The following is an 18,991-nucleotide window of genomic DNA, read 5'->3' as shown; positions in this document are numbered from 1 at the left end:
TAAACTGTCAAGACTATTTTAAAAGATAAAAATTTAACGATATATCAACAATTTACCTAAAAGCGGTGTTTTAACTGTAATGGCCTTTTTAGGACACATTTCCTGGCAACAATAACAGCGAATGCATTTATGGTAATTGTAATGCGGTATGCGGCCATTGCGTGTTTCTTTCCATGTCAGCGCTTTATCCTCCAGAGGACAGGAGGCTACGCAGATGCCGCAGCGTACACAGCGTTCTTCGATAATAACAGGCTTTCTGGTAATCAGTCCTCTGATTTTAGACAGCTGGCCAATAGTGCTGTTTACCTCGGAACGGACCGGAATCCGCTCAACATTAAAGTTGCGGTTGATGTGGTCCTCGAGCTTTTCACCAAGAATCTCAATTTTATCAGCGTCACCAGTGCCAAGGCCCATTTCTTCACCTGAAGCAATGGTTGGCACATAAGACGGCTCCAGATCCACCAGACGGGCAAAGGTAGCGTCCAGGGCGACAGGATCATCTGAGACCAGGAGCAGATTCATGGCGACAGGTGTTCCTGACGCCGGACCATTCCCCTCCATTGCGATGATTCCATCCATCACGAAAAGGCGAGGCTTTATGCACAGATTCAGATCGACCAGCATTTTTCCAAATTGCAGACTGTCAGGGTAGCGCGCGTGGCATGCTCCTTTATTAAATCCATAAACACAGCCAAGCTGGTTCTTTACCGCACCGGTAATCCGTGTGAGACCATGAGTTTTCATCTTACAGATGCTGATAATAGCATCGCTTTCCAAGACACCCTCAGCCAGTTCAAATTTTTTGGTTGTCACCCCTTCAGGGTAGGCGACCGTTTTTCCCTTTGAAAACTCCAGCAGCGAGATGCTATGCCGGTCAGCCACTTCCTTGATTCCCGCTTCCTCTGCAACCTTTTCAGGATTTCCGATTCCCGGGGAATCACCATAGCACAGATTCTTACACGCCGCCTCGTCCAGAATACGAACCATTGCTTCAAATACTGCCGGATGGGTCGTTACAGCACTTTCCTTTTTCTTCCCACGAAGCAGATTAGGCTTCAGTAAAATCTTTTCCGCCGGGCGGACAAAACACTCGATTCCCCCCAACGCCGCCACACCCTGCTTTAGGGCTTTATAGACAGCTTCTGTGTCATAGGAATCGCATTGAATTAAAGCTACCTGAGACATTCCTTACCTCTTTATTTACCAATCAGCTCGATGCCGTTGGCCGTTTGTTTTATTTTCTTTTCTTTCATCAGCTTGCCCAATGCGCGTTTAAAGGAGCTCTTGCTCATTTTAAACTCTTTGCTGACGATTGAAGGATTGGTTTTATCATTGTATGGCAGCATTCCGCCGTTTTTCTTCAGCTTATCCAGAATTAGAAGCGCATCCTTTGGTATTTCCTTATAAGCTTTTTTATTGGGGCTTAAAACAAGCTTGCCATCCTTACGAATCTCCGTCACTCTGGCTTTAATCTTATCGCCACAATGAAAATCGGTTGTCATTTCCTTTTTCAGGATCATACCATGATAGGCGTTATCTACCGCGACAAAGCCCCCGAGCTCTGGATTAATCTGATAAATGTAACCCTCGACCCAGTCGCCATCCTTATAGGGTGATTGGGCTTTAAGCAGCGGATAAACCTTCATGGTCGCACAGAGACGGTTGCTTTTGTCAATGTAAAGATTCACAAGGTATTCGCGTCCCTTCTGTACTCTTGTAATCTGCTCATGGTAAGGCAGTAAAAGATCTTTCTCCAGACCCCAGTCCAAAAAAGCGCCGACCTTAGTAATGTCCACCACCTTTAAAGGTGCAAACTCACCCAACATGATTTTGGGCTTTCTTGTTGTCGCGATGAGCCGGTCCTGAGAATCCCGGTAAACAAACACCTCGATTTCATCGCCAACCTTACAATTTTGAGGGACTTCTTTCTGCGGCAACAGAACACTGTCCTTCTTTTTATCTCCACTATCGCCCGCTGTTAAATATAAACCTACTGATGTCTGACGGTCAACCGTCAGACGCTGTGTTTTTCCTATTTCGATCACTTTACTTTTCCACTTATTCCTTTTTTTAATTTTGTATACAGATTTATCTTATTGCAAAAAATAGGACTTAAAAAGTCCTATTCAGCCATTACTTAATTTCTTTAATTTCTTTGCGGTTCGCTTCGATTTTATCGTTCAGTTCTTTCAGCTGTACCTGGAGGTTGTAGAGTATTTTATCCGAATAATGCTGTGTCCCTATGCGGAGCTCCTTAGCGCTTGCCTGGGCGTTTTTAATAATCGTTTCCGCCTGAGCAGTCGCGGTTCTGGTAATTTCATTGGTATCAATCATTTCCTTCAGCTTTTTCTCAGCTTCATTTTTGATCCGCTCCGCATCTCCTTCTGCTTCAACCATTATTTTTTTCTTTTGCTCTACTATTTCCCGAGCTTGTACCAGCTCTGTCGGCAGCTCTTCCCGAATTTCATCAATGATTTCCATTATTTCTTCAGGACTGACCAAAGCCTTTGACGAAAATGGCAGGGTATTTCCCTTTTCCACAAGTTCTTCCAATTCAGTTAGCAGTTCTAAAACCTTCATTCTCTAGCATCCTTCCCATATTTTATCCGTATCGCTTTTTCAACATGTGGAGGTATGAAATCTGACACATCCCCATCGAATTCCATAAGCTCCCGCACAACGCTTGAGCTTAAATAGGAATATTGATTGTTTGTCACCATAAAAAAAGTTTCAACATCATTGTCCAGTTTTTTATTTGTCAGAGCCATCTGCAGTTCAAATTCAAAGTCCTGCACTGTCCGGAGGCCTTTCAGTATCACCTGGGCTCCTTTTGATTTTGCATAATCCACCAGCAGCGAGGACGAAACCTCAACCTCTACATTTTCCAAGTGCGCCACACTCTCTCGGATCATCGCGCACCTTTCCTCACTGGAAAACAGGTAATTCTTTTTATAATTTACCATCACGCACACAATGACCCTGTCAAAATGCTTTGAGGCTCTTTCTATAATGTCCAAATGACCAAAGGTAACTGGGTCAAAGCTTCCGGGATACACAGCACTTCTCATTAACCAAAATTCTCCCAACTATAAAAACTGACGAATGTCGTTCCATACTTTTTTTCTTTATATTTTGCAAATGATTTAATCGTTATTGGCATTATAACAGATTTTTCGTGTTCCATCATTATAATTCCATCAGAATTCAAGATTTTTTTCTCACAGATTTTTTCCACGATCGAAATCATGCTAATCCCATCCTTATACGGTGGATCCATGTATATCATATCACATTTTACTGAATTTTTGCATAAAAAACCAATTCCTTCTTCTGCTGAACAATTTTTTACAATCGCCTTGCCTTCGAAACCAGTCAATTTTAAATTTTTCTTAATAATACCGATGCTGTCTCTGGAAATATCAAAAAAATAGGCCTGCGGAACCCCACGACTAAGAGCTTCTATCCCCATGGCGCCGCTCCCTCCGAAAAGATCAATAAAAACCTGCGCTTCTCTCAGCTCGATCTGAACGCTGCTAAAGACAGCCCCCTTAACCTTATCGGTCGTCGGTCTTATAGAGTCGCCGCCAATGGATACGAGCTTTGTTCCTCTTTTTTCTCCTGCTATTACGCGCATTTCATTCTCCCTCTAATTCATAGAAATTTCCGATAAATTTTTGTAGAATGTTTCAATAATCCGGGCCCGATAGGCCATTGTTTCTTTATCGCCGGAATTGTAGATTTCCTGCGCCACCTTTTTGGTTTCATTAATAAGATCAAAATCCTCGTAAGGATTCAAGGCCCTGAACTCAGGAAACCCGTGCTGTTTTAGCCCAAAATAATCGCCCGGCCCACGCAGGCGGTAATCTTCATCAGCTATTTTTTTACCGCTGTGGTTGTTGACGATCACGCGCATACGTTCAATGGTCTGGTCATTTCTGGAATTAGAAACTAAAAAGCAATAGGACTGATGCATTCCGCGTCCCACACGCCCTCGAAGCTGATGGAGCTGGGACAAGCCAAAACGGTCTGCACTGAGAATCGTAATCACTGAAACATTAGGCACATCAATCCCAACTTCAATAATACTGGTCGCTACCAGCAGATCAATTTCGCAGCGATTAAAGGCGCCGATAATCTGCTTTTTATCCTCAGCGGGCATCCGGCTGTAGAGGCAGGCAATGCGGTAACGGCTTCCGTAAAACTGTTTTACCTCAGCAAACACATTTTGAATGTCTTTAACCTCACTCATTTCCTCCGACTCTTCAATAAACGGACAAATAACAAAAGCCTGCCGCCCCTTATCCATTTCGTTCGCCATAAAATTCAAAATCTTCGGATAAGATTTCTCATTGTAAAAGTAAGTCTTAATTTTTTTTCGCCCTTTTGGCAGCTCATCAATATAAGAAACATCCAGGTCACCATAAAGGATTAAAGCCAACGTTCTGGGAATTGGGGTAGCGCTCATAACCAGTGTGTGGGGCGTTTCTCCCTTCAAACTAAGCTTTCCGCGCTGCTTGACGCCAAAACGGTGCTGCTCATCTGTGATAACCAGACCCAGATTATAATAGTCCACGCTGTCCTGTATAAGCGCATGGGTCCCGATGATCACCTGCGCTTCACCGCTGGCAATGGTCTCCATTACCGCGTTCCGTTCTTTGGCCTTCTGTGAGCCAGTCAGCAATTCAACATGTATGCCATAAGATTCAAGATACTGTCTGAAATTTGCGGCGTGCTGGCTGGCCAGTATCTCCGTCGGCGCCATATAGGCGGTCTGGTAACCATTAAGCGCCATGAGATAAGCGCACGCAACCGCGATAATCGTCTTACCGGAGCCTACATCCCCCTGAACCAGACGGTTCATAATAATTCCTTTTTTCATATCACCCACAATGTCATCGAGCACCTTTAGCTGGCTGGCTGTCAGTTCAAAAGGCAGGCCTTTGGTGAAACGCCTGAATGCCTCAAAATTGTCAAGGCTGATCTTTGATATACCGTTTAAGGCCCGGCTGTTCATAATGCCGATGTTGATCTTCAACGCTTCCTCAAACTTTATCCGTCCTTTCCCCTCAGCTACATCCTGGGGCGTATCCGGAAAATGTATTTTTTTAAGAGCATCCTTCTTTGACAATAAGTGATACCTTTCCCGATAGCATTCCGGCAAATCATCCTTAATGAGTAGATGCTGCTTAAAAACAGCACCCATGTATTTTTTAAGCGATTCCCCCGGAACACCTTCAATCTTGGGGTAAACGGGGGTAAGAATAAAGAAATCCTCTAGCTTACTCTCATGAGCAAACTGGGGATTATAGATTTGACGCCGATTATTTTTTATGACAACCTTTCCGAAAAAATAATAGGTCTCATTTTCGAAAAAAATATCCCTGAGGTAGGGCTGGTTAAACCAAACGATCTCGCCTCTTACCGATTCACCATTTGCAAGTGTCTCCACAACTGGCAGCACAAAAAGAGACATATTTCTGCGGACACGCCGCAGTGTTCCTTTTTTGGCCGCAACAGCCTTTACGGTTACAGCTTCCTCCGTTTCTGTTTGAAGCGAACCCATTATTTTTCGATTAAGGTATTTTCGGGGATAAAAATCGAGAAGCTCTTCAATTGTTGTAATACCGTATTCCCCAAATGCCTCAGCTCTCTTGGGACCGATACCCGATATGCTTCTAATTGAATCCGACACTTTCATTTTATCCCCTCTAAATTTATTCTACCGACACAATGTAATAATACAGCGGCTGTCCGCCTTCGTTGATTTCCACATCGCAGTCTTCAAATTTTTCTTCCAGATCTTCAACAAGGGCTTCCGCATCGTCCTCAGCCACATCCGAGCCGTAGTAAACAGAAACCAGCTCACTGTCCGCATCGACCATTTTATCCAGAAGTTCCTTGGTCACCTCGGCTACATCATCACCCTTCACAACGATTTCGCCGCCAAAGATACCAATGATATCATTTTTAGCAATCTTCAGACCGTTGATCTTCGTATCGCGGACCGCAAAGGTAACCTCTCCTGTTTTGACTGTTGGAATAACTTCCAGCATGTTCTTTTCATTTTCTTCCCAGTCAACCTCCGGCTGGAAGGTCAGCATCGCTGTTACGCACTGCGGGATTGTCTTGGTCGGAATAACATGCACATGCTTTTCTGAAATGGCCTGTGCCTGATTGGCAGCCATGATAATGTTACTGTTATTCGGGAAAAGAAAAATTTCTTCCGCGTTGGTCTTTTCAATTTCATCCAGAAAATCCTGAGTGCTTGGATTCATGGTCTGTCCGCCGGAGATCACACGGCTAATCCCCAGATCCTTAAATAAATTAGTAAGGCCCGCCCCTGGGGATACAGCTACAAAGCCATAGGGTTTAGCCGGTTCTTTATCTTCTGCTTCCTCTTCAGATACACCGAGCATTTCGCGCATATTGTCAACCTTCATACGGATCAGAGCGCCATAGGTCAGCCCTTTTTCAAAAGCCTTGCCTGGGTGGTCGGTGTGCACATGCACCTTGATGATGTCGTCATCCTTGATGACAAGCACGCAGTCCCCGATCGTATTAAGATACTCACGCAGCTCATTATCGTTCGCTTCGGCAGCGTCCTTAACGATAAATTCAGTACAGTAGCCAAAGGTAATATCCTCGGGACGCATGTTTGAATCATCCACAAAGCGCTCGCGGTCACTTATATTCAGGTGTACTTCCTGGCTCAACTCCTGATTGGTCATTCCCTTATAGGCGCCTTCCATAATAAAAATCAAGCCCTGTCCGCCGGCATCTACCACACCGGCTTCTTTTAATACCGGCAGCAATTCCGGTGTCTTTGCCAGTGATTTTTTGCCATAGGAAATGATGTTTTCAAGATAATCGTCCAGATTGTCGTAACGGTCATAGTTATCCATGGCAAATTCAGCCATTTCTCGCGCAACCGTCAGAATTGTACCTTCGGTAGGCTTCATGACTGCTTTATACGCAGCATCTGCGGCGGCGCGAATCGCCTGCCCGAGGCCCTTGATATCCAATTCTTCCTTGTCCTTGCAGCCTTCGGCCAAACCGCGGAGCAACTGGGACAGGATAACGCCTGAGTTACCGCGCGCACCGATTAAAGCGCCGCTGGAGGCGGTTTTTGCCACACTGTATAGGCTGATACCCGTCATTTTTTCCAACTCGCTTACCGAATGTGAGAAGGTTAAAGACATATTGGTTCCCGTATCACCATCCGGTACCGGAAACACATTAAGCTCATCCACCGTTTTTTTATAAATTTCGAGATTTTTCGCACCATACTCGAACATTTTTTTTAGCAAATTTCCATCAATAATTTGGGTCTTCATTCCTTCCTCCACCTACACTCTTACGCTTACGACATTAACACTGATGCGTTTTACCTTCAGTGAAGTTTGTTTTTCAACGCTATATTTTACGGCTGAAATAATATTTTCAGCAACAACAGATATCTTTATTGCCTGCTCTACGATCACGTACAGATCGATAATCAGCTTTCCGTCGTCGTCGATTTTAACGCCGACGCCTTTGCTGGCCTGCTCTCCGGACATTATTTCAATCAAACCGTCCTTACCGCGCTGATGTGCCATACCGACTAAGCCGTAGCATCCCATAGCAGCGTTTCCGGCAATATCCGCAACCGCTTTACGCGAGATATCAATATATCCTAATTCATTTTCTATTTTCATTGGTAAATACTCCTTTATCTTCTTTACTCAACTATATCATATCTATTTTACATAAATATTTCAAGAAAGTCAAAATTCTTATTGCATTATTTTTAAATTTTGTGATATAATAACCTCTGTTTTAGTAGAAGAATAGCGCAAGGGAGGTTGGACAAATGGCTAAAGAATGTTTTGTATGTAAAAAAAGCGTTGTGTCTGGCAACAATGTCACTCACTCTAATAAACATAATAAAAGAGTATGGAGACCTAATTTACAAAAAGTTAAAATTGTACTTGATGGTACTCCACAAAGAGTTAATGTTTGCACCAGATGCTTACGTTCCGGTAAAGTTGAAAGAGCATAGTTCTCGCTTTAACTTATAAAAACGTGCAGGTATAATACTTGCACGTTTTTATTTTACTCATTTACAATGTCAACCATCAAAATCCCCTGCTCAACCGATATTTCGGGACACTTTTCTACTGTTACATTACTGATGCCATACCCTGGAAGAAAATGCGCCATCACACCATTCTTTACCGGATATTCAAACCCTTCAAGGTTAATTCCGCTTGCCTGATCAGTAAATGCCAGAATCGAAACAGTGGTTCCTGCTGGCACATCCAGAACGGTCCTGTCCTTCACCAGAAAAATCCGATTATTTTCATTGACAATCTCACCATGAATCCCTTCTTTTAAAAGGCGGTTCAGTAAATAAAGATTCCCAAAGCTGTGGTCAAACCGGCTTCCCAGGGCGCCGAAGATCACCACCTCGTCAAAGCCTTTTTTTATACAGTACTCGACGGCCAGCTCAGTATCCGTTTCGTCCTTATGGGTCGAATGGGGGTCTATGGTCACACCCTTTTCCGAATAATTTGTGAGCAGCTCTGCATGGATCGAATCCATATCTCCAACTAACAGCTGCGGCGTTATGCCCAGGGATTGGGCGGCGTTTGCACCGCCGTCGGCACAGATCACCTGAAAATCCTCCCAGTTCTCCAGATAATTTTTATAAAAAGTTAAATTTTCGTACTGTCCATTTGTAAAGACGACCGCTTTCATTTTAATAGTCACTTCTCTTATTTTTTATTTCATCCAAAAGATAGCTGTAATGCTCATAGCGCACCGAACTAATTTCACCCTTTTCAAGCTGTTCCTTCACCGCACACCCAGGCTCACTCTGATGCAGGCAGCTCGCAAATCGACAGGAGCCTTCCTCAAATTCCGGAAAATAAAACCGAAGATCTTCCTTCTCAATTTCGCCATCGAGCTTAAGAGATGAAAAACCCGGGGTATCCAGCAAATACCCGCCAACCTTTAAATCCAGCAGTTCAACATGGCGCGTCGTGTGCTTGCCGCGGTTAAGCTTCTGGCTGAGCTCCCCGGTTTCCATGGCACCTGCCTCACACAGTCTATTGGCCAGCGTTGACTTACCAACTCCTGAGGGACCTGCGAGAAAGGCTGTTTTTCCCGCTATTTCGCTTTCAATTTTCTGCAGGGCAATGTTGTCTGTCTGATCAAAAGCAAAGCATTTATAGGGCGTTTTAGCGTAAATATCCATAATCCTCTGCAATTCATCCGCGTCCACGAGGTCTGTTTTTGTAATACAGATGACAGGTTCAACCGCTTTCATTTCCGATGCGATCAAAAGCTTATCCAAAAGCAGCAGGTTCGGGCTCGGATTTTCTCCGGCAAACACAATTAACGCCACGTCTACATTGGATACAGGCGGGCGTACAAATTCGTTTTTTCTCGGTTTTATTTTATCAATGGCCAGTTCGTCGCTGTCATTTTCGACTACCTCTACAAAATCACCGACCATGGGTTTGATTTTCTGGTGTCTGAAAATACCGCGGGCCTTACATTCTAATAAAGAAGTGGAACCGTCGGGTCTTACATAGTAAAACCCTCCGATTCCTTTTATAATTCTTCCTGAGATTCTATTTTGTTTCATGCTGCATCACTTACTGTTCTCCAGGCCCCGTTGAAGGATCTGGTTTTGGCGTCGGTGTCGGTGTCGGGTTTGGTGTCGGCGTTGGGCTTGGCGTCGGCTTACCACTGCTGACCACAAAATTGATTGAAGTGCCCCGCTCTGTTTGAGTTCCCTCTGTTGGAGACTGACTGATAACCAGGCCAGCGCTTACCGTATCACTTTCGCTGGTCGTTACCCTGCCAACACTCAATCCGCTGTCCTCAATTTGCGCCTCTGCGGCTGATTCGCTCAATCCCACAATTCCAGGAACAGTTACGAGATCCTGTCCCTTGCTGACGTAAAGGGTAATACTGGTGCCCTCGGCAACACTGACCCCTTCGCCAGGATCAACCGAATAGACAATGCCCGTGGCAACATCGCTGTTGTATTCACGTTTGACATTTTTGACCAGCTTTAGCTTGTCGATGGCCGCAGTCGCTTCTGCCTCACTCAGCCCGATGACCTTTGGCACCGTGACATTCTGAGTTCCCTTGCTCACGGTTACCTTAACAGTCTGTCCTTTTTTCATTTCTCTTCCCTCTTCGGGATTTTGAGAAACAATTTTTCCAGATTCAACATCTGAACTGTATACCTGGTTTTCAACCTCAAGCTTTAATCCGGCCTTTTCCAGCTCTTGAGTTGCCTGTTCCTGGGTCATATTCTTAACGTTTGGAACCATGACCGCCTTTGTCGTCAATGTATTCATCAGAATAACGATCAGGATAATCGCCAAGATACCGCCTGCGATGGAAAAAGCAATGATTTTTTTCTTTTTCTTCCGCTGGGCCTGCGCCAGATCGTCTTCTTCCTCATCATCTTCGTGATAACCGCTTTCGATCGGGCCTGTCACCGGCTCGATTTTGAAGAGTCCTTCATCGCCGATAATCTGTGTTTCATCACTGACCGCAGAACCATTATCACCCACCGCCGCATTGGCATCCACCATGATCTTTTCAAGATCATCGATCAGCTCATCCATATTTTGGTAACGGTCTTCAGGCTTTTTATGGGTCAGCTTAACCACAATATCATTGACACTGGCCGGTATATCCGGCAAGATTTCTTTTGGAGGCACCAGTTCCTCCTGGATATGCTTAATGGCAATGGTGACCGTATTCTCTTCATCAAAAGGAAGCTGTCCGGTCAGCAGCTCATAATACATAATGCCAAGGGAATAAAGGTCGGAGCGCTCATCCACAAATCCGCCTCTCGCCTGCTCCGGTGAAATATAGTGGACAGAGCCCATGGTCTGGTTGGTCATGGTTACCGTAGAGCTGGTGATGGCTCTCGCAATACCAAAATCCGCAACCTTTGGTACCAAATCGCGGGTTAAAAGAATATTGTGAGGTTTTATATCTCTGTGAATAATTTTATGCTCATGGGCGCATTTAAGCGCAGCCGCCACGTCAATGATAAAACGGGTAGCTTCTTTATAATCGAGATGTCCTTTTTTATTCAAGTACTGCTTCAGGGTAATGCCGTCCACATATTCCATAATGATATAATAAATATCCCCTTCCACACCCACATCGTAAACTGAAACGATATTCGGATGGGAAAGTCCCGCAGCCGCTTGGGACTCGCGGTCAAATTTCTTGATGAATTGTTCGTTTTCTGTGTACTCTTCACGCAAAACCTTAACCGCTACATAACGGTTAAGCTTACGGTCCTTGGCTTTGTAAACATAGGCCATGCCTCCGCGCCCGATCAATTCAATTATCTCGTAGCGATTGTTCAAGACCTTACTAATCATTGGCAGTTACCTCTTCCTTTGGGTTAAACAGTACAACGGTAATGTTATCATTGCCACCGTTGTGGTTTGCTAAGTTAATCAATTCCTTGGTCGCGTCTTCCAGAGAATGCGTTAATACAATTTCCCGAATAGCCCCTTCGTCAACCATATTGTAAAGACCGTCGGAGCAAATCAAAATGACATCCTCCGAGGTTACCTGATAATCATACAGATCCGGCTGAACAATATCGTCTGTCCCGAGAGCCCGGGTAATGACGTTTTTCTGAGGATGGACACTAGCTTCCACCGAAGTGATTTTCCCCTCATCCACCAGCACCTGAACCAATGAGTGGTCCTTTGTTAACTGCTCCATTCCATCTTTGTTAATGCGGTAAGCCCTGCTGTCGCCCACGTGAATAACACCCAGACGGCTGCCATCCAATATGCACATGGTGAGAGTGGTTGCCATACCAAGACACTCTTCACAATTGCGGCTTACATCAATAATCTCATGATTGATTGCATTGACAAAATGGTACATCTCGTCATAGTCAAAATAGTTTTCGACATCTGACAGCTTTTCTTTTATATAATCAACAGCCATCTGACTGGCGACTTCACCGGAACGGTGACCGCCAAGACCATCGGCTACTGCGAAGACATAGTATTTTCTTCCACTGTTTTCAATGGTAGCTGCCAGGCAAGCGTCCTGATTCACTTTCCGCTTGGCACCTATGTTTGAAGAATACGCGCACTTCATCTCATCACCTCTTCATCCCGTCTGCTTTCTGGCGCAGCTGTCCACAGGCCGCGTCGATATTATCGCCTATTTTCCTTCTAATTGTACAAGTAATACCGCGCTTTTTCAACTCATTGCTAAAAAAATTTACATTTCGGCTTCCTTTGTACACACTTTCCGTAACCGGATTCAGGCCGATCAAGTTGATATGACAAGGCATTTTTCCCAGTATTTCAGCAAGCTCAGCTACATCTTCGGGACGATCATTAAATCCTTCGATCAATGCATATTCAAAAGTGATTCTTCTCTTTGTTTTTGTAAAATAATTGTTACAAACCTTAAGAAGTTCTTCAATCCGGTATTTTTTTGCCACAGGCATCAATGTTTCCCGGCGGTCCTGGAAGGGAGAATGCAACGAAATGGCCAGATTAATCTGAAGATCCAGTTCTGCCAGCACTTCAATCTGAGGGACAAGGCCGCAGGTAGACAGGGTGATTTTGCGCTGGCCGATTCCCCAGCCCTCGTTCACGATATTTAAGAATTTCAATATATTTTCGTAATTGTCCAGTGGTTCACCGATCCCCATGATCACGACATTGGAAATCCGGATTTCAGCTTCCTGCTCTACCAGATAAATCTGATCCAGAATCTCTCCTGCTTCAAGGTCTCGGATTTTCCCACCTTTTGTGGATGCGCAGAACGCGCAGCCCATCCTGCAACCTACCTGGCTGGAAACACACAGAGAATAGCCATGATGGTAGGACATCAGTACCGTCTCAATACTGTTGCCGTCCGGCAGACGGATCAGGTATTTTCTTGTCCCATCCACAGGGTCTTCCTGTGTTTTTTCAATAATTCCATGTTCAATATCGTATTGGGTTTTCAATTTTTCACGAAGGCCTTTCGAAAGATTCGTGCATTCGTCAAGATGCGCCGCCTTCTTTTCATACAGCCATTGATAAAGCTGTTTTCCCCTGAAGGATGGCTCTCCGGCCTCTTCCATCAGCGTTTTACACTCATTTAATGTTTTTCCAAATATATTTTCCATCAGAAAATGGATTACCTTTCTATCCAATTAAAAATCCGGCATAAAGCCGGATTTTTAATTGAGTCAATACACTTTTTATTATTATAACACAAATTCTAACAAAATTAACAATCTTTTTTCAATTTTGCCATAAAAAAGCAGTCACAGCCATCATCAAGAGGGCTGGTATGAATACTGTTTACCCCTTCAGAGACGGCTTCAATACTCATAAAAGGATAATCCTTCAGCACCCGCTCGATCTGCTTTTCATTTTCATCGCTGTTGACTGTGCAGGTACAATAGACCAGCGTCCCGCCCGGCTTCAGGTATTGAACCGCATGATCCAGAAGCTGGCTCTGAATACGGACCAGCTCCTTTCGGGCTTTCTTTGTGATGGTGTAACGTATCTCAGGCTTTCTGCGGATGATGCCAAGGCCTGAGCACGGCGCATCCAGCAGTACCCTGTCAAAGGCTTCACGATCCTCCGGCCTGAAAATACAGCCATCTGTTTTCTGCGTTTCAATATTACAGATACCAAGGCGAGCGGCTGTTTCCTCAATCAGCTTAAGACGGCTGTCGAAAATATCGCGGGCGATAACAGCGCCTTCATTTTCCATTATCTGACTTAAATGGGTCGTTTTTCCACCCGGCGCAGCACACATATCCAGTACTCGATCTGTTTTTTCGGGCCCTAAAAGACGGGCGGCTTTCATTGCCCCCTGATCCTGAATCATAAAATAACCAGCTGTGAACAGCGGGTCACACTGCACCTGATTCTCAAAGCTCCCCAAGTGGCTTAAATGGAGAGCGTCGCAGTCCAACGCTCCTTTTTCACAGTAAATCCCCTGATCCGATAGTTTTTCTTCCAAAGTGTTTCTGTCGAACTTAAGGGTGTTTGCTCTTATGGTAAAGGGAGGCTTTTCATTGAGCAGAGGAATGATTTTCTCTGCCTTTTCAGCGCCAAAAGTTTCATAATATTTATGGATGATCCAGACTGGTATAGAGTATCGAACGGACAGCGCCTCTTTCTCATTGCTGAAGGAAGAAAAATCAAAAGTCTCATCCGTCTCCTTACTCCGGAGTATGTTTCTGAGCACACCATTGACAAAACCTCTGGCCTTCGGCTTGAGCCTTCCGGTAATCTCAACCGATTCATTCACCGCTGCATAGGCTGGAATTTTGTCTAAAAAATAAATCTGATAAACCGCAATCCTGAGTATTTCCAACACCTCGGGGTCCAGCTTATTCAGATCCTTTGAAATATGCTTTTTTAAAAGGTAATCCAGATACAGCTTATATTGGAGAGTCCCGTAGACAATATTAAGATAAAGTCCACGGTCCTCTTCCTTGTAATAATTTTCTCCAAGCACCTTTTTAGTTTCCAAATTGGAATAAGCGCCTTCCCTGCTGACTCTGAGAAGCGTTTTTACGGCTTGTTCACGAATTTTCATAAGCGGCTAGTTCCTGTTCCGAAGCGCTAGCAGACGCAGCAGGTTTAAAAATGCCATAAGCGTACTGGCAACATAGGTTAACGCAGCTGCCCGAAGCACCTTCTTAACCCCCTGTTCTTCACCCGGAGCAATGAGCTGGTACTCTTCCAGAGCCGCCACAGCCCGTCGGCTCGCATTAAATTCCACCGGCAGTGTGATAATATAGAACACCAGTGAAACACAGAATAAAATAATCCCAATATTCATCAATGTCACGCCGAAGCCAGTGTTGCCTCTGCCAAAAATCAGGCCGATAAAAAACAACGGCCACGCAGCATTAGATGCGAAGTTACAGACCGGTACAATGGCATTACGGAAGCGCAAAGGAAAGTAGCCCTCCTTGTCCTGAATGGCATGGCCGGTTTCATGCGCCGCGACACCGACAGCCGCAATGCTGTCCTGGCCGCCAACGCCGCCGGACAAGCGCATGACCTTGTGTCTGGGGTCATAATGATCTGTCAGGTTCCCGGTAATGCTCTCGATGCCAATGTTGCTGAGTCCGTTGATATCCAGCAGCTTTCGCGCTGCTTCAGCCCCGGTCAGACCATTCCTTGTCCGCACACGGCTATAGGTTTTATAAGCACTGCTGACCTGATACTGCGCATAGGCGGCTAATATAAGCCCTGGTATCAATATCAGCATTGAGCTATAGTAACTTAAAAACATTTTATTTTCCTCACAATTTTATTTATTTGTGACCTATTATACAAAAGCACTCTAAAATCAAGCTTAATCTATTCAAACCGCGAGCCCAAGGCAATACTGTTTCCATTGAAATAAACCTTTGACGGCATTCTTTTCTTACCTGGCATCTGGATTTCTCCAACCGCCAGCGCGCCATCACCGGTTTTTACGACTAAACCATGCTTTGTATCCGCCTGCAGGACGGTTCCAGGAAGTTCTCCACCAGAATAATTTAAGCCTTCCGGCACAAAACATTTTATTTTTTCACCGTTTAATTCAGTATAAGCGCTGGGAAAAGGATCCGTTCCGTTAATACGCCGCAAAATTTTAAAGCTTGTTTGATTCCAGTCAAGCTTTCCAGTGGTTTTTTCAACCTTATCTGCATAGGTCGCCAGATCTTCGTTCTGCTTTTCAGGAACAACTGACCCATCGCTAAGGGATTCCAGCGTATCAATCAGCAGTTCCGCCCCCTTTTCTGCCAAAAGGTCATGAAGGTAGCCTACGGTTGTTTTCGCATCAATGGGCACACGCACCTTTGAGAGCATATCCCCTGTATCCATGCCAATATCCATCTTCATGATCGTAACACCCGACTCTGTTTCGCCGTCGATAATGGCATGGTGCACCGGAGCCGCGCCCCGGTATTTTGGCAGCAATGAACCGTGAATGTTCACAGAACCCAAAGGCGGCATAAAGAGAATCTCTTCAGACAGAATCTGACCATAAGCAGCTACCACAAAGACGTCTGCTTTCAGCGAGCGCAGCTCTTCGACCGTTTCCGGTGTCTTAATCTTTTCAGGCTGCAGGACAGGTATCCCCAGTTCCAGTGCGCGCTGCTTTACAGGCAGGAACTTTATTTTTTTCCCCCGCTGGTTTGGACGGTCGGGCTGGGCGACCACAGCCGCCACATCATGCCCGGCTTCCACCAGCTTATTGAGGGCGGGAACCGCAAAATCGGTAGTTCCCATCAACACTATACGTAATTTTGTCATTTAATTACCCTATCCAGAAATACAATGCCGTTCAGATGGTCAACCTCATGGCATACCGCACGGGCCATCAGTCCCTGGCATTCCATTTCATAGCGGTCACCGTTTAGATCGGTGTATTCAACCGTGACAAATTCCGGCCGTTCCACCTTACCGGAACGGTCTGGAAAACTTAAACAGGCTTCTTCCTCAACGACTGAGCCCTCCTGCTTTGTAATCTCCGGATTAATCAAGGTCACCGGACCCTCACCGATATCAATGACGATCAGCTGTTTCAGCACCCCAACCTGGGGCGCTGCCAGGCCAACGCCTTCCTCAGCATACATCGTATCCAGCATATCTTTTTGCAGTTCAATGATCCGATCATTTATTTCAGTAATCTCGCGGGTTTTTTTTCTGAGAATCGGATCGTCATTTACCCGCATTTTTCTTATGGCCATTCTATTCTCCTTTCTACAAGGTGGCAGGAGGATCAATTTCGATTGACACCTTTGATGCCAACCGCTCAATTTCCCCCGCCGCCGTTACTTCTTCAATAATATGTTTAAAGGCATTCAAATCCTTTGTTTTCAACAAAATTTTCCAACGAATCTGCCCATTTCCACGGATGATGCCAGATAAAAAGGGCTCATAAATTTCCACAGCTGCCCCAGTTTCGCAGACTTTCTTTAACGCATGGAAAAATGCGTGGCTGTCATTTGCCACCTGTGCTTCATCCACATGAAACAAACTGAACAATACAAGATGCTTTTCCGGCGGATAACCCATGAGACGCCGATATTCGAATTCCTGTCTATAAAAATCCGTCGGATTTTCTGAAATCAATGCCTCGTTTGTTATATTGTCTGGTTCATAGGTCTGAATCAGACAGGGTGTATTCTCAGTCATACGGTTGAAAAAACGCTTATAAAGTTGATAAGCGTTTTCCGATGAACTGTAGTCCCCATGATTTAAATCGCTATCAATGAGCAGTGCAGCCGCTAAACCGATATTTTGAAAACCAAAATTTCTCAGCAGCATCCGTGTACCCAAGATAATATCCCAGTGTTTCTCTGAGAGCTCATGATTGACCCTTTTAAAATCATCATAGGAAGCAATGGTTTCACCATCCAGTTTTAAAACATGTCTGTCTGGGTAACGCTCTTTGATCAGCTCATAGACCTGGTCAATGCCCAGCCCCAGCGCCTTGATTTTTTTCTCTCCGCATTCAGGACAGGTCGTGCTTCTTTTTTTAGTATACCCGCAGTAATGGCATTTTAAAACATCACCTCCTGCATAGTATTTCAGAGCGACACCGCAGGTAGGACACTTTTCCACATAACCGCAGCTCCTGCAAAAGACATAGGAGGCGTAGCCCCGCTTATTGATCAGCAACAAGGCCGTCTTTTTTTCCGCCAGTGTTTTTTCAAGACACTCTCTGAGGCGATAGCTCATAAAGTCAAAATTTCCCGACTTCATTTCACTCTGCATATCCACGATGGCAGGTACAGGCTTCTTTCTTACAAAACAGGGTGCGTTGTGAATCCCTGTCCACTCCCCGGTTTCCGTCTTTTTTACCGCCGCAACGGATGGAATCTCGTCGCTGATGATCAGATCTGCATCGCTGAGGTCCGCGTATTTCTGAGCAATGGTAATGGTGTTATACCGGGGCATTGCAGCTGAATAATAAGATGGATCACGCTCTTCATCCACAATGATGAGCCCAAGCTTTCTGAAGGGCATGAATAATGCTGCCCTCGAACCCACCAATACCTTTATCTCGCCACAGCTCACCCGTTTAAAAATCTGATACCGCTCCTTCTGGCTGAGCTTTCCGTGACAAACCGCCACAGCGTTGCCAAAGTATTGGTAAAGTAATGCCCGCATCTCAAGGGAAAGTCCAATTTCAGGGAACAGCATCAACGCTGTCTCTCCCCTGCTCAGGCACTCTTCCACCGCCTTGCAGTAGAGCATGAGCCTGGTTTCTGAGTTTTCCTCAAAAATAAAGCTGGGGGTTCCCTTTCGTCGTTTTTCTGAAAGCTGGCGATACAAACAATTGCCGCTCTCCGAGAGCACAATCTCTTCCGGCCTTACTTTTCCACCTGTCACTGCACAGCTTGTATCCCGTTCATAAGCTGAAACCAGCCCCTTTTTCTCCAGGGCTCGAAGGCTGCTGCCAACCTCTCCCAAAAGCTCACAGATCTCTCTTCTGGTGAAATCCCTTGTCTCAAGCAGCTCAAGAATTTGTTTCTGCACCGATCCGCGGACCGTTTCCTTTCGCTCAAGCCGATAGATTTTTTCAGTGGACTCATAGGGCTCAAAGGCGATCCGGTTCTCATGGGGGTCTTCCTCAGAGATCACCAGCCGCTTGACAACCTTCACAGGGCTTGTAAAATGATAAAGGCCCTCATAAAACAAAGAGCAGTAGGTGCTTTTCATCCAGAGACATAAAGCGATCTGTTCCTTTGTTAAAATCGGGCTTTCATCAATAACTGCTTCAAGTTCTTTGATTTTATCCGGATAAGCTGTTTCCTCTTTTACGCGGACCACAAAGCCCTCTAGCTGACGGTTTCCGTTCCCGAAGGTTACGCCGACGCGCACTCCGGGAACAATGACCGACTCAAACCTTTCCGGTATTTTATAATCGTAAGGATGATCAATTCGCTTATTCGTCTGATTTAAATAAATCTCAGCAAATTTCACAA

General features: G+C 45.1%; 19 protein-coding genes. 1 reads left to right on the top strand and 18 read right to left on the bottom strand.

The window, feature by feature from the left end; all coding sequences use genetic code 11:
- Positions 1–33: 33 nt before the first annotated feature.
- The 8 genes from B2M23_RS10080 to B2M23_RS10045 all read right to left on the bottom strand — a co-directional run bounded on the left by B2M23_RS10080 (position 34) and on the right by B2M23_RS10045 (position 7,694).
- A complete protein-coding gene (locus B2M23_RS10080) occupies positions 34–1,185 on the bottom strand; it encodes a DUF362 domain-containing protein (RefSeq protein ID WP_038352624.1) in 1,152 nt (383 codons plus the stop codon).
- Between the two features lie 11 nt (positions 1,186–1,196).
- On the bottom strand, positions 1,197–2,045 hold the full coding sequence (locus tag B2M23_RS10075) for a CvfB family protein (RefSeq protein ID WP_038352625.1): 849 nt from the start codon (positions 2,043–2,045) through the stop codon (positions 1,197–1,199).
- A gap of 88 nt (positions 2,046–2,133) precedes the next feature.
- Positions 2,134–2,580 (bottom strand): hypothetical protein, encoded by a 447-nt coding sequence (locus B2M23_RS10070; protein WP_038352626.1) that lies wholly within the window; start codon positions 2,578–2,580, stop codon positions 2,134–2,136.
- Entirely contained in the window at positions 2,577–3,068 is a 492-nt protein-coding gene (coaD, locus tag B2M23_RS10065) for a pantetheine-phosphate adenylyltransferase (RefSeq protein ID WP_038352627.1), read from the bottom strand. Before coaD ends, B2M23_RS10070 begins: the two co-directional genes overlap by 4 nt.
- A complete protein-coding gene (gene rsmD / locus B2M23_RS10060) occupies positions 3,068–3,634 on the bottom strand; it encodes a 16S rRNA (guanine(966)-N(2))-methyltransferase RsmD (protein WP_038352628.1) in 567 nt (188 codons plus the stop codon). The genes coaD and rsmD overlap by 1 nt, the downstream gene beginning before the upstream one ends.
- Positions 3,635–3,646: 12 nt before the next feature.
- Positions 3,647–5,698: an ATP-dependent DNA helicase RecG gene (recG, locus tag B2M23_RS10055; protein ID WP_038352629.1), complete on the bottom strand. Its 2,052-nt coding sequence runs from the start codon at positions 5,696–5,698 to the stop codon at positions 3,647–3,649.
- Between the two features lie 16 nt (positions 5,699–5,714).
- Positions 5,715–7,334 (bottom strand): DAK2 domain-containing protein, encoded by a 1,620-nt coding sequence (locus tag B2M23_RS10050; RefSeq protein WP_038352630.1) that lies wholly within the window; start codon positions 7,332–7,334, stop codon positions 5,715–5,717.
- A 12-nt stretch (positions 7,335–7,346) separates the two neighbouring features.
- Positions 7,347–7,694: an Asp23/Gls24 family envelope stress response protein gene (locus B2M23_RS10045; protein WP_038352631.1), complete on the bottom strand. Its 348-nt coding sequence runs from the start codon at positions 7,692–7,694 to the stop codon at positions 7,347–7,349.
- Positions 7,695–7,849: 155 nt separating this feature from the next.
- Here B2M23_RS10045 and rpmB point away from each other — a divergent pair, with 155 nt between their 5' ends.
- Positions 7,850–8,038 carry a 50S ribosomal protein L28 gene (gene rpmB, locus B2M23_RS10040; protein ID WP_081571172.1) on the top strand — a complete coding sequence of 63 codons (189 nt, stop codon included), beginning with the start codon at positions 7,850–7,852 and terminating at the stop codon, positions 8,036–8,038.
- 53 nt (positions 8,039–8,091) lie between these two features.
- Here the strand turns inward: rpmB and B2M23_RS10035 are convergent, their stop codons facing one another.
- The 10 genes from B2M23_RS10035 to priA all read right to left on the bottom strand — a co-directional run bounded on the left by B2M23_RS10035 (position 8,092) and on the right by priA (position 18,989).
- Positions 8,092–8,736 (bottom strand): thiamine diphosphokinase, encoded by a 645-nt coding sequence (locus B2M23_RS10035; protein ID WP_038352633.1) that lies wholly within the window; start codon positions 8,734–8,736, stop codon positions 8,092–8,094.
- A 1-nt stretch (position 8,737) separates the two neighbouring features.
- Positions 8,738–9,628 carry a ribosome small subunit-dependent GTPase A gene (rsgA, locus tag B2M23_RS10030; protein ID WP_052237287.1) on the bottom strand — a complete coding sequence of 297 codons (891 nt, stop codon included), beginning with the start codon at positions 9,626–9,628 and terminating at the stop codon, positions 8,738–8,740.
- A gap of 10 nt (positions 9,629–9,638) precedes the next feature.
- A complete protein-coding gene (pknB, locus tag B2M23_RS10025) occupies positions 9,639–11,399 on the bottom strand; it encodes a Stk1 family PASTA domain-containing Ser/Thr kinase (protein ID WP_038352634.1) in 1,761 nt (586 codons plus the stop codon).
- Entirely contained in the window at positions 11,392–12,138 is a 747-nt protein-coding gene (locus B2M23_RS10020; RefSeq protein ID WP_038352635.1) for a Stp1/IreP family PP2C-type Ser/Thr phosphatase, read from the bottom strand. Before B2M23_RS10020 ends, pknB begins: the two co-directional genes overlap by 8 nt.
- A 4-nt stretch (positions 12,139–12,142) precedes the next feature.
- Positions 12,143–13,165: a dual-specificity RNA methyltransferase RlmN gene (rlmN, locus tag B2M23_RS10015; RefSeq protein ID WP_038352636.1), complete on the bottom strand. Its 1,023-nt coding sequence runs from the start codon at positions 13,163–13,165 to the stop codon at positions 12,143–12,145.
- Between the two features lie 104 nt (positions 13,166–13,269).
- Positions 13,270–14,595: a 16S rRNA (cytosine(967)-C(5))-methyltransferase RsmB gene (gene rsmB, locus B2M23_RS10010; protein ID WP_038352637.1), complete on the bottom strand. Its 1,326-nt coding sequence runs from the start codon at positions 14,593–14,595 to the stop codon at positions 13,270–13,272.
- 6 nt (positions 14,596–14,601) lie between these two features.
- Positions 14,602–15,300: a zinc metallopeptidase gene (locus B2M23_RS10005; RefSeq protein ID WP_038352638.1), complete on the bottom strand. Its 699-nt coding sequence runs from the start codon at positions 15,298–15,300 to the stop codon at positions 14,602–14,604.
- Positions 15,301–15,368: 68 nt separating this feature from the next.
- Positions 15,369–16,310: a methionyl-tRNA formyltransferase gene (fmt, locus tag B2M23_RS10000; RefSeq protein ID WP_038352639.1), complete on the bottom strand. Its 942-nt coding sequence runs from the start codon at positions 16,308–16,310 to the stop codon at positions 15,369–15,371.
- Positions 16,307–16,747 (bottom strand): peptide deformylase, encoded by a 441-nt coding sequence (def, locus tag B2M23_RS09995; protein WP_013381601.1) that lies wholly within the window; start codon positions 16,745–16,747, stop codon positions 16,307–16,309. Before def ends, fmt begins: the two co-directional genes overlap by 4 nt.
- 13 nt (positions 16,748–16,760) lie before the next feature.
- On the bottom strand, positions 16,761–18,989 hold the full coding sequence (gene priA / locus B2M23_RS09990; protein WP_038352640.1) for a replication restart helicase PriA: 2,229 nt from the start codon (positions 18,987–18,989) through the stop codon (positions 16,761–16,763).
- Between the last annotated feature and the right edge of the window lie 2 nt (positions 18,990–18,991).

Origin of the sequence: Eubacterium limosum (assembly GCF_000807675.2) — a bacterium.
GTDB lineage: Bacteria > Bacillota > Clostridia > Eubacteriales > Eubacteriaceae > Eubacterium > Eubacterium limosum.
Note: the sequence above shows the minus strand (reverse complement) of the source record. Positions and strands in the feature narration are given on the sequence as shown.

What these genes read in the sequence shown, in the direction of transcription:
- B2M23_RS10080 (WP_038352624.1), bottom strand. Translation starts at nt 1,185, where the DNA reads ATGTCTCAGGTAGCTTTAATTCAATGCGATTCCTATGACACAGAAGCT.
- B2M23_RS10070 (WP_038352626.1), bottom strand. Translation starts at nt 2,580, where the DNA reads ATGAAGGTTTTAGAACTGCTAACTGAATTGGAAGAACTTGTGGAAAAG.
- coaD (WP_038352627.1), bottom strand. Translation starts at nt 3,068, where the DNA reads ATGAGAAGTGCTGTGTATCCCGGAAGCTTTGACCCAGTTACCTTTGGT.
- rsmD (WP_038352628.1), bottom strand. Translation starts at nt 3,634, where the DNA reads ATGCGCGTAATAGCAGGAGAAAAAAGAGGAACAAAGCTCGTATCCATT.
- recG (WP_038352629.1), bottom strand. Translation starts at nt 5,698, where the DNA reads ATGAAAGTGTCGGATTCAATTAGAAGCATATCGGGTATCGGTCCCAAG.
- B2M23_RS10050 (WP_038352630.1), bottom strand. Translation starts at nt 7,334, where the DNA reads ATGAAGACCCAAATTATTGATGGAAATTTGCTAAAAAAAATGTTCGAG.
- B2M23_RS10045 (WP_038352631.1), bottom strand. Translation starts at nt 7,694, where the DNA reads ATGAAAATAGAAAATGAATTAGGATATATTGATATCTCGCGTAAAGCG.
- rpmB (WP_081571172.1), top strand. Translation starts at nt 7,850, where the DNA reads ATGGCTAAAGAATGTTTTGTATGTAAAAAAAGCGTTGTGTCTGGCAAC.
- B2M23_RS10035 (WP_038352633.1), bottom strand. Translation starts at nt 8,736, where the DNA reads ATGAAAGCGGTCGTCTTTACAAATGGACAGTACGAAAATTTAACTTTT.
- rsgA (WP_052237287.1), bottom strand. Translation starts at nt 9,628, where the DNA reads ATGAAACAAAATAGAATCTCAGGAAGAATTATAAAAGGAATCGGAGGG.
- pknB (WP_038352634.1), bottom strand. Translation starts at nt 11,399, where the DNA reads ATGATTAGTAAGGTCTTGAACAATCGCTACGAGATAATTGAATTGATC.
- B2M23_RS10020 (WP_038352635.1), bottom strand. Translation starts at nt 12,138, where the DNA reads ATGAAGTGCGCGTATTCTTCAAACATAGGTGCCAAGCGGAAAGTGAAT.
- rlmN (WP_038352636.1), bottom strand. Translation starts at nt 13,165, where the DNA reads ATGGAAAATATATTTGGAAAAACATTAAATGAGTGTAAAACGCTGATG.
- rsmB (WP_038352637.1), bottom strand. Translation starts at nt 14,595, where the DNA reads ATGAAAATTCGTGAACAAGCCGTAAAAACGCTTCTCAGAGTCAGCAGG.
- B2M23_RS10005 (WP_038352638.1), bottom strand. Translation starts at nt 15,300, where the DNA reads ATGTTTTTAAGTTACTATAGCTCAATGCTGATATTGATACCAGGGCTT.
- fmt (WP_038352639.1), bottom strand. Translation starts at nt 16,310, where the DNA reads ATGACAAAATTACGTATAGTGTTGATGGGAACTACCGATTTTGCGGTT.
- def (WP_013381601.1), bottom strand. Translation starts at nt 16,747, where the DNA reads ATGGCCATAAGAAAAATGCGGGTAAATGACGATCCGATTCTCAGAAAA.